The organism is Cryomorphaceae bacterium (assembly GCA_007695365.1).
Lineage (GTDB): Bacteria > Bacteroidota > Bacteroidia > Flavobacteriales_D > SKUL01 > SKUL01.
The window spans coordinates 22,185-33,005 of sequence record REDV01000133.1 but is presented as its reverse complement, the minus strand read 5'-3'; the positions used below and the strand labels follow the sequence as shown (position 1 = coordinate 33,005).

The 10,821-nt window shown below is 48.1% G+C and carries 7 protein-coding genes; 3 read left to right on the top strand and 4 right to left on the bottom strand.

The features are described 5' to 3' along the window. The first annotated feature begins 41 nt into the window (after nt 1-41). Nucleotides 42-2,819, top strand: coding sequence for an aconitate hydratase AcnA (gene acnA, locus EA392_13735; protein TVR37090.1), 2,778 nt, complete (start codon nt 42-44; stop codon nt 2,817-2,819). A gap of 109 nt (nt 2,820-2,928) precedes the next feature. On the opposite strand, the gene EA392_13730 is transcribed toward acnA, so the two are convergent. Then, nucleotides 2,929-3,585, bottom strand: coding sequence for a DsbA family oxidoreductase (locus tag EA392_13730; protein ID TVR37093.1), 657 nt, complete (start codon nt 3,583-3,585; stop codon nt 2,929-2,931). Nucleotides 3,586-4,051: 466 nt separating this feature from the next. Between EA392_13730 and EA392_13725 the strand changes: the two genes are divergently transcribed. Further along, the gene (locus EA392_13725; GenBank protein TVR37089.1) at nt 4,052-6,241 is read left to right on the top strand and encodes a hypothetical protein; all 2,190 of its coding nucleotides are present in this window, start codon (nt 4,052-4,054) and stop codon (nt 6,239-6,241) included. A 45-nt stretch (nt 6,242-6,286) separates the two neighbouring features. Here EA392_13725 and EA392_13720 read toward each other — a convergent pair whose 3' ends face one another. The 3 genes from EA392_13720 to EA392_13710 form a co-directional block, all read right to left on the bottom strand. After that, complete coding sequence (locus EA392_13720; GenBank protein TVR37088.1) at nt 6,287-6,658, bottom strand: hypothetical protein; 372 nt, start codon at nt 6,656-6,658, stop codon at nt 6,287-6,289. 53 nt (nt 6,659-6,711) lie between these two features. Continuing rightward, entirely contained in the window at nt 6,712-7,158 is a 447-nt protein-coding gene (locus EA392_13715; protein ID TVR37092.1) for a DUF1573 domain-containing protein, read from the bottom strand. Between the two features lie 169 nt (nt 7,159-7,327). Then, nucleotides 7,328-8,917, bottom strand: coding sequence for a S41 family peptidase (locus EA392_13710; GenBank protein TVR37087.1), 1,590 nt, complete (start codon nt 8,915-8,917; stop codon nt 7,328-7,330). 117 nt (nt 8,918-9,034) lie between these two features. Here EA392_13710 and EA392_13705 point away from each other — a divergent pair, with 117 nt between their 5' ends. Then, nucleotides 9,035-10,810: a T9SS C-terminal target domain-containing protein gene (locus tag EA392_13705; GenBank protein TVR37086.1), complete on the top strand. Its 1,776-nt coding sequence runs from the start codon at nt 9,035-9,037 to the stop codon at nt 10,808-10,810. Nucleotides 10,811-10,821: the final 11 nt, after the last annotated feature.

The window sequence follows — 10,821 nt, the reverse complement described above, 5'->3', positions numbered from 1 at the left end:
TATGCCCTAAAAGTTTGTATATTTAGGCAAAGCCCAAAATAATGAGTCAAGACCCGTACAACGCCAAAAAGAAACTTGAAACTCCCCGTGGAGATAAAACATACTGGAGCCTGAAAGCACTCCATGATCAAGGTCATTCGATTGATAAACTCCCTTTTTCAATCCGGATTCTGCTCGAAAACGCTTTGAGGAATTATGACGATTTCGCCATCACCGGAGAACATATTGAAACCCTTCTCGGTTGGAAACCAGTAGCTTCCAACAAAGATATTCCCTACAAGCCGGCCCGGGTCCTGATGCAGGATTTTACCGGAGTACCCGCGGTGGTAGACATTGCCTCCTTGCGCGCCGAAGCCACCCGCAAAGGAAAGGATCCCGACAAAATCAATCCGCTCATTCCTGTGGACCTTGTCATTGATCACAGTGTGCAGGTGGACTTTTTCGGAACATCCGCTTCCTACGAGAAAAACGTGGAAACCGAATACGAACGCAACGGCGAGCGTTACGAATTTCTGAAATGGGCACAGCAAAACTTCGCCAACTTTTCGGTTGTGCCGCCCGGAATGGGCATTTGTCACCAGGTGAATCTCGAATACCTGGCGCAAGGTGTCATTGAGCGCGACGGAAATGTATTTCCCGATACGCTTGTAGGAACTGATTCCCACACACCCATGGTTAACGGAATTGGTGTGGTAGGTTGGGGCGTGGGCGGAATAGAAGCGGAGGCTGCCATCCTTGGTCAACCGATTTACTTTATTATGCCCAAGGTAGTTGGGCTGAAACTGACCGGGAAATTGCCGCTGGGAACCACGGCTACAGATATGGTGCTCACCATTACACAATTACTGCGCGAACACGGTGTGGTTGGGAAATTTGTAGAAGTGTTTGGCAATGGTCTCGACAATCTATCTGTGCCTGACCGGGCCACCATCGCCAACATGTCGCCTGAATTTGGTTGTACAGTAACCTACTTCCCCATCGACGACCGTACGCTTGACTACATGGCTAAAACAAACCGCAGCAAGGAGCAGATAGATCTTGTGGAGAAATACTGCAAGGCGAACATGTTGTGGCGCGAAAATGAATCGCAAATTGGCTATAGTTCGGTTGTGGAGCTCAACCTGGGCACTGTTGAGCCTACGGTTTCGGGCCCCAAACGCCCGCAGGACAAAATCCTGATGCGCAACTTTAAGCAGAAATTTGGTGAATTGCTCGAAACGGCCCATCACCGTAAATACATTCCCATTGATGAGCGCGAAGTGGGCCGCTGGAAATCCGAGGGAGGAAATTCACAGCCCGACAAAGGAGTAGACAACCAGTGCGTTGCGGCCGAAATGGATACCCGGTTGAAGGACGGACTCAAAACAGTTCGGGTAAGTCTTCACAATGACGATTTCTCTTTGAGCGACGGATCCATTGTTATCGCAGCCATTACTTCGTGCACCAACACCTCTAACCCAAGCGTAATGATTGGAGCCGGGCTCGTGGCCCGCAAAGCCGTTGAGCGCGGGATAGGCGTAAAGCCATGGGTCAAAACATCGCTGGCTCCGGGGTCTAAAGTTGTGACGGACTATCTCGAAAAAGCGGGTTTGATGGATGATCTGGAGGCCCTGCGTTTTCACACCGTCGGCTATGGTTGTACTTCTTGTATCGGTAACTCGGGTCCTCTACCCCGCCATATCGCCAAAGCGGTTACCGATCACGATCTTGTTGTGTCATCAGTGCTGTCGGGAAACCGAAACTTTGAAGCCCGCGTGCATCCGCAAGTAAAGATGAATTTCCTGATGTCGCCCATGTTGGTGGTGGCGTATGCTTTAGCCGGAAGGGTGGATATTGACCTGAATACCGAACCGCTCGGCTACGACCCCAATCTTGAGCCGGTTTACCTCAAGGACATATGGCCTTCAAATGACGAAATCAATGAGCTGATGGCCAAAGTGCTGTCACCGGATGACTTTGATAAAAACTACGGAGAAATATTTGAGGGCAACGATCAGTGGAAGCGTATGCAACCTCCGGCCGGAAAGGTATATCAATGGAGTGACGAATCTACCTATATCAAGGAAGCACCTTTCTTCAAGGGAATTTCAGATGAAGCTCCCGAAGGAAAAGATATCGAGGGTGCGCATGTGTTGCTTAAGCTCGGTGACTCGATTACAACCGACCATATTTCGCCCGCAGGTTCTTTTGCGGCCACAAGTCCGGCAGGGCAATACCTCATCAATCGTGGGGTAGAGCAACGCTACTTCAACTCATACGGCTCACGCCGCGGAAACGACGAAGTGATGGTACGCGGTACTTTTGCCAATGTGCGTATCAAGAACGAACTGGCTAAGAATGAAGGTGGATTTACCACGCATATTCCGAGCGGGGTGGAGATGACTGTTTTTGACGCTGCGCAGAAATACAAAGCCGACAATACACCGCTGATCGTGCTCGCCGGAAAAGAATACGGCTCGGGTTCATCGCGCGATTGGGCTGCCAAAGGAACCACGTTGCTGGGTATTAAAGCGGTCATAGCGGAAAGTTACGAGCGCATTCACCGCAGCAACCTGGTGGGCATGGGTGTATTGCCTCTCGAATATTTAACCGGTCAATCAGCCCATACACTGCAACTCGACGGAACGGAAAAGTTTTCGATCAGCGGCATTTCAGCTGGGCTCACACCTCAAAAAAAGCTGGTGGTTTCGGCTGTGCGCAATGATGGCAGCAAAGTGGATTTTGAAGTGCTTTGCAGGCTGGATTCGCGTATAGAGGTTGATTATTACCTCAATGGCGGAATACTCCACTACGTTTTGCGGCAGTTTTTGGGTTCCTAACGGCTTGGGGTATGAATGGATGGTCCGTTTTCTTGAGAAATGAAATGGAGGAGTTGAGCAGGCAAAAATTCGCTGTCATTGATCAATCGTTTTGAAGCAAAAAAAGGCGTCAATTCCTGCTGCCGTCTGCCGTCCACTCCTGAAACGACTTCTGTAAAGTCTCCAGAAAAACGCTTGATTCCTGCGCACCTGATACCGCGTATTTTCTGTTGAACACAAAAAACGGTACACCCGTTACGCCTATTTGTCGGGCTTCGTGCACATCCATGCGAACTTCATCGTCGTATTCATCGCTGTTCAACATGCCGAGGACCTCGCTGTGGTCAATCCCCAGCGAAGCACCCAGTTCGGCCAGTGTTTCATGGTCGTCAATGTTTTTACCCTCGGTGAAATAGGCCTTAAAAAGCGCTTCCTCGGCTTCATCCTGCAGGCCATGCTTTTTAGCGAGGTGCGAAAAGCGGTGTGCATTGAATGAATTGGCCACTACGGCCTGATCAAAGTTATAGATAAGTCCTTCCTGCGCTGCGCGGGCCGCAACCTGCTCACCCAGCAATCGCGCCTGTTCGGTGCTCATCCCCTTCATGGCGGCCAGCGATTCGTGCACACTTATATCCGGATTGGTCTGCATATCAGGAGAAAGCTGAAAGCTTTTCCACTCGATTTCAATTTTTTCTGAATGCTCAAACTGCATCAACGCCTTCTCAAATTTTCGTTTGCCCATGTAACAAAAAGGGCACATTACATCACTCCAGATTTCTACTCTCATTTTTCTTTGTTCGTTTGGCTGTGTTTTGATGCCGTTACTGACAGCGGGTGAACTCTGGCTTTCGCACGAACCCCAGGTAAAGCCCGATAAAAGCGCCAACGCCCATATTTTCAGATTGCAGCGAAGATTCATTTCGTTTTGTTCCTTTTGCAAAGTTAAGGTCAATAAGCAAAGAAAGGCTTCCGGTAAAAACGCAAGCAGAAAATTCTTGACTTTGCATCGTATCAAGAGACCAAAGTGGTCACCAACCGAGCTTACTCACAGCTACGGTGGTAAAAGGATACGGACAACCCGTCAAAAACATCGAGCGAGACTATTTGGATGTTTACCGCGTGGCCATACAGGTGAGTTGAGCCAGGATTGCGCGGTGGAGTCTGTTCTCATTCGCTTATATTACCTTTCACACTTGTAAGACAACCTTTCACAACCTTGGCGTTTTAGTTTAGAAACAGAAAAATTGAGCTTGATGCAAATCGCGCTTTCCGATATGCGGCTTCAGCATTTTTCCAGGGAATGGATGTATTTCCGGGTTACTCTTGTGTTTTTTGTTGGGTTGATTCTCAATCATGGGTTAATAGCCTCTGACAACAAATCTGAAGCTTCGCAATTGCTTGACTCCATTGAAACGGCTATCGATGCCGGAGAGATGTCGTTGGCTGATGGTCTGCTGGAATCTGCCGCAGCTTGGCTTTACGATCATGCTGATTCTGAGTTGCGTTTTCGCTTTTACCACAACAAAGCCAGGTGGTTGCGACACGGGTGGCAGCTTAAGGATGCCATGGAGGCCGCACAACGGGCACTCAGCATCGCTGTTCAACGTGGCGATACAATCATGCTCACTGATGCACACGCCGAGGTAGCTACCATTCTTAGTTCTCAAAACCGTCACAATGACGCCCTCGAACATTTTCAAAGAGCAGTAGAGTATTGTGGCGACAGAGATGTGGACTTTCTGCAAAAGCTCAAAACCAATCTGGCATCAACATACCAACATACAGATCAGTACAGTAAGGCCCTCGAAATTCTTCTGGAGGTTCGTCACTTTTTTCAACAAACAGAAAATCAAGACCGACTGGCTGTGATTGAAAACAACCTGGGGGATTTATATAGCCGTGACCTCCGCGAGTTTGATCTTGCAGCACGCCATTTTCATCGTGCGAGAGTACTGAATATTGAAACGGAAAATACCTACAGATTAGCTCAGAATAAGCACAACCTGTCGTTGATGTATCAGAAAAAGGGGGCCTTGGACAGTGCATTTTACTATGCCCGGCGTTCCATAGCACTTCGAGAGGAATTGGAAATGCCTGCTGCAATGGCGATTGCCTTAAACGGACTTGCATACCTGCACATTGAAAATAACGATTTGGATTCTGCCGAAAAGGCTTTTAAAGAAACACTCAGACTTAGCGAAGAACATGGAATAGATCCCGGTTTTTACCACGCCAACAAAGGATTGGGCGAGGTTTATCTCCGAAAGAACTACGTACAACGTGCTCAGAGTAGGTTCGAGCAAGCTCTGATGGCTGCTCAACGAATGGGCGCGTTCCAATTAAAGCGCGAAATGCTGGAGCGACTGGTAACCTTCTTTAAAGAAACCGGGCAGTTTAAAGACGCGTTGGTGTATCACGAGCGGCTTAAGGCATTCAACGACAGTCTTCAAAATGAATTGGCGCGACAGGAGTTGGCAGCTGCAATGCAACGGTATCAAACGGGCTCCCTGCTCGATGGTTCAGGTGGAAATCCTTCTGAAACTGCCCACGAGCCGGAACGTGTATTCTTTCAGCGTAAAGTTATTATTGCGCTCTCTTTACTGGGGGTGCTTTTGGCAACGGTTGTGGTCTTGCTCACAAGGTTGGTGCGAATGCGGAAAAAATCCTTGTTGATAGAAAAGGAAGCTCATGGTCGTTTGCGTGCACAGCATGAGGAAATTAAACGTCAGGAGCGCGAGTTGATGGAATCGAACAGGCTTAAAAATCGCATTATTTCGGTGCTTTCGCACGACTTGCGGGCTCCGTTGGCTAATATTTCTTCATTGCTGCGAATGATGGATGACCAAAGCCTGCATGAAAAACAGTTCAAAGAATGGCTGGGTATGCTTCAGAACCAAACGGAAACCAGCCTTACAACGCTCAACAATATTCTCAACTGGTCGCATACAGCTCAGGGTCAGGTGGTGAGCCGACCGAGCGATATCCGCACAGATGGTTTTATTGAAACGCTCAAAGAGTTGTTTGACAATAGTGCCCGACTCAAAGATGTTAATCTGAAGTTTGTGAACAGGGGTTGTGCACTCATCCATGCTGATGAAACCCAACTCAAAAGCATTGCTACCAATGTCATTACCAACGCACTTAAATTTAGTCCGCGTGGCGGAACGGTGACGGTCACCATCAGCGAAACCGCCACTTTCACGGTGTTGGAAGTTGAGGATTCCGGTGAGGGCATGGAGCAAAATTTGATTGATGCGCTGCCGCATCGTGAGCGCCTGAGCTCTGCCGTGGGCACTTTTGGGGAAAAAGGAACCGGGGTAGGGCTGATTATTGTTCGCGACCTTGTTGAAGCCCATCGTGGTAAACTCACCATAGAACGAAACAGCAATGGAGGCACCACCGTGAGGGTTGAGCTACCCAGAGCGGGGTTGGTGATGAACTAAGAAGTCGAGCGGAGATGATTGATTTGGAAGGCCTGGAGGTCTTTCTTAGATGGATTTATTCAGAAACTCCGCCTTACGTAATCGGCTTACAGATGTTTGCTCCCCGTCTGTCATTGCTACCATGCTGTCGTTACGGTGAAAAGCGGTTACATTTCGCAGATATACAACCGTGTTGGTGGCAACCATAGGCCACTTTTCGGTATGTAGCATTTGATTGACGCCTGACCTATTCTGGTTATCATCCGGTGCTTGAGGAATGCAGATAAAGATGAATGAAACACCCATGGCGGAAGAGAAGATAGATTCACCTGTTTCTTCTGGTGAGCGCGGTGTTTTATTTTCCGGTTCGTGGCTTGCGGTGGCCCTTCTATTGAACACAGGTAGCTTTTTCTGTTGGTTGTGCTTGCTAACAGGCAAAAAAAAAACGAGCCCTGAATCAGAGGCTCGTTTGATTTTTGAAAACCCCTTTCTTACACTTCCTCAACGTTCGCGCTGATGGTAAGAGTGGTAGTGCGGGGCTCGGTGTTAGCGGTAATTGTAACAGTTTTAGTCTGCTTGTTTTTCTGCTTACCGGGCTTGTACACGATGTCAATTTCTCCGGTTCCACCGGGAGGAATAGGCTCTTTGGGATACTTAGGCACGGTGCAGCCACATGAACCTTTCGCATTCTCAATAATTAACGGCTCTGTACCTGTGTTGGTAAAGGTAAAGGTGTGAGCGTTCTCAGTGTCTTGCTTGATAGCACCAAAGTCGTGCATGGGCTGCGCAAAATTTATCACTGTAATCGGGCCGGTGTAGGCTTCCTCAGTAACAGGCGACGTTGTTGTTGCAGTGCGCTCTGCTTTGCTGGCTGCTGCACTTGCAGCGCTCGAAGAAGGTTTGGGTGCACTTGAATCACCTGAATAGGCGCCAGTCATCATGAGGTACACGTTGGCAATCAATGCCACTGCGATTACCCCCATCAATCCGTATTTCAATGTACTGTTCATGATAATCTTGATTTTTATGTTACATGCAAAGCTAACCATTCTGGGGCAGCACCTAAAAATGCGGCCTGCCAATTAACGAATCATTAACAAATCCGCATTAATAATCAGCGAGGTTCACAGCGTTGTATGCGTCACCTTCAAGCACATCAATGGCCCGTTGGTAGATGGGCCAAAAAGGATTGTACACCTGGTAGTATGCACTGGTATTCCAAAGGTTTCGTGCTATAAGAGCTTTGAGCCTGTTGTCAATTAGGTATTTAGACCTGTTGTACTCCTCTTCATTGAATTCCACCCCTTCTTTTTCGGCAAAAGAGAAAAACTCGTCAATGATGCTTTCTTGCATCTCGAAGCCCTCAATGAAGTCAGAAACAGTTGGGAACTTTTTGAGCAGGCTTTTTCTGTGCTTTTCGGTATAATCAAGGCTGAATTGATTGAAGGCACCCTTTCTGATGAGTGCTGTATTGAAATCGCTGAAAGCAGTTGTGTCGAGCGGTACAAATATATCCGGCATGATACCTCCTCCACCGTAAACCAAGCGGTTTCTGCTGGTGTAGTACTTCAACGAGTCCGGTAAATTGATGCTATCGGCACTGGTGAGTTCCCCTTTAAAGAAGCGCTCGAACTTTTCGCTTTTGTATGCTTTAACACCTTCTGTATAGGGTTTTTGAATACTCCGGCCCGAAGGGGTGTAGTAGCGCTGAACCGTAAGACGAACCACGGAGCTATCAGGTAGTTCAATGGGTCTTTGAACGAGACCTTTTCCAAAAGACCGTCGGCCAATAATCAATCCGCGATCCCAATCCTGTACAGCTCCCGAAACAATCTCACTGGCTGACGCTGAGCCTTCGTCAATCAAAATGACCAGGCGGCCTTTCTCAAAATTTCCATTCACCCGCGCTTTGGTATCTCGTCGCGGATAGGCTCTTCCTTCGGTGTAAACAATCATTTTTTGGCCTTCCAGAAACTCGTCAGCCATTTCAACAGCCGCTTTGAGCAAGCCGCCGCCGTTGCCTTGCAAGTCGAGAATCAGGTCCTGCATTCCTTGCTCGTTCAATTCCTTGAGCGCTTTTCTAAACTCATCCATGGTGGTAGCCGCAAATCGGTTAACCTTGATGTATCCGATTTCCGGCGCGGCCATGTAGTGGGCATCCACACTGTAAATAGGAATTTTGTCGCGGGTAATGGTGAAGTCAAGAATCTCCGGAGTGCTTTTTCTGCGAATCCCCACTTTAACCTGGGTGCCTTTTTTGCCTTTCAGTAAACGCATCACATCACGGTTTTTAATGCCCACTCCGGCCACGTTTTCACCTTCAATCTGTACGATCCGGTCGCCACTTAGAATTCCAAGTTTCTCTGAAGGTCCGCCTGCTATGGGCGAAACAACCACGATGGTGTCTCGCATAATGTTGAATTGCACGCCAATGCCTTCAAAATTACCTTCCAGCGGTTCATTCATTTCCCTGATTTCCTCAGCAGAAATATACATCGAGTGTGGATCCAGCTCTTCGAGCAGTGCCTCTATGGCTGCTTCAACAAGTTTGTCCGCATCCACTTCATCAACATAAGATCTTTGAATGTGAAACATCAGCGCATTGAACTTCTCTACAGGCCCGAGATCACGCGCGGGTTGGGCTTGCGCAGAAATCAATGTTGCTGCGAATAAAATAAGGGAAAGAATATTTTTCATGGAAAGCGTTTAAAGTGCTAAGATACCTTTATTACTGCAGAGCTGAAAACTTCATGCCAGTTAATCAATGTTAAGGAAGGGGTGTTTGTGCTCTCAGCAATTCAAGGATGGTGCGGGATGTTACAAAAAAGTCCTCTGTTTTTCGTATCTTTGCGAAAGAGCATTTTGAATGCATTTTTTCAACCGTTTAAATTTCCATTAATGACATTTGCAAGAATATCTGCTTTGGCCATGGCAGCCACCTTATTTTTTATTGCCCCAATTGCCCAAGGTCAACTTTTAACAGATGGTACGCCGGTGAGTTTTCGCCAGGGCCTTGACGTTTTTGATAACGACCTACTGGTATACGAAGTTCCCGCTCTTGACATGAACGCTGTAGCCGCTGAAGATGAGTTGCGCGAGAGCAAAGGGGAATTGCCTTTTGACGGTAGAAAAATTGAATTGAGATTGTCGCATGAGAATGCGGGTGAGTGGTTTACACTTCCCAATGGTGATATGGTATGGAAGCTCCGCATTGCCTCTCCGGGAGCTATTGCTACAGAGTTGTACTTCAGTGACTTTTATCTGCCGGATGGTGCAGAGCTCTTTTTCTACAGCCCGGATCAAACCGTGATAGAAGGAGGATATACCTCTGTTTTTAATACTCAATCGGGATCATTTGCCACCAATTTAATGGCCAGTGATGAGATCATTCTTGAGTACTACGAGCCTGTATCGGCTGCCGGTAAAGGGCGTTTGGTTATTGAAGCACTTGGGCATCAATATCGCGATCTGGCTGCCAGCGCCCGTAGTTCAGATCCCTGCCAGGTTGACATAAACTGCCCCGAAGGCGACGATTGGCAAGACCAGAAACGCGGTGTGGTGCGTATGCGCATTACCGAAGGTGGAGGGACGTTTTGGTGCTCAGGGGTTTTAATGAACAACACAGCGTTGGATTGCACCCCGTACATTCTCACAGCTTTTCACTGTATCAGCGGGGTGGTCAACAGTCAGGCAGATCAGGATCAATTGCGTTTTTGGTTCAATTATGAGCGTCCGGAGTGTGACGAAGGAAACGCACCTCTTACCAACATTATGATGGGCGGTAGCATCGTTGCCCGCGGCCATCAAAATATGTCACTTGGTTCGGACTTTGCGTTAATTGAACTCGGAAACGACGTGCCGGAGGCCTACAACGCTTATTACAACGGTTGGAACACGCAGTCAACCACCATATTTGGAGGTGGAGTTGGGATTCATCACCCCTCAAGCGATGTCAAGAAGATTTCCACCTCAACCAACAACTACATCACATCCTCCTGGGGAGGTGGTAGCAACCAGGGATACTGGCGGGTGATTTGGACCGGAACGGAATCTGGTCATGGTGTAACCGAAGGAGGTTCGTCCGGCTCACCGCTTTATGACGGTAACGGATTGGTTGTGGGTACGCTGGCCGGTGGAAGTTCATTCTGCAATGAAGTGCAGTCAGGAGGGCAGAACCAGCCCGACTGGTACGGTAAAGTTTCCTACCACTGGGATCAAAACCCCGGCAACGCTACCATTCACCTAAAGACGAAATTAGATCCGCTCAATACAGGCCAGTCGGTACTCGTTGGAACTTATGCTCCATGCAGCCAGGTGAGTAGTGTAGAAGAAACGGAACTAGAAATGGCCAGCCAATTCAAGTTGTTCCCCAATCCTACATCGGGCATTTTTAATGTGGATTTGGGCGATTACCACCGCGAAGTGCACGAAGTAATTGTTCGGAACCTGGTAGGTGTAATTGTAGCGCGCATGCCCGCCAACGAAAATCTGCTGCAACTCGATCTTTCTGGTGTTGCATCAGGCTTGTACCTCGTTACTTTTGAATTTGTTAGCGGTAAATCAACGAGCCAGCGAGTAGCAAGGCACTAAGAGAATTTTAT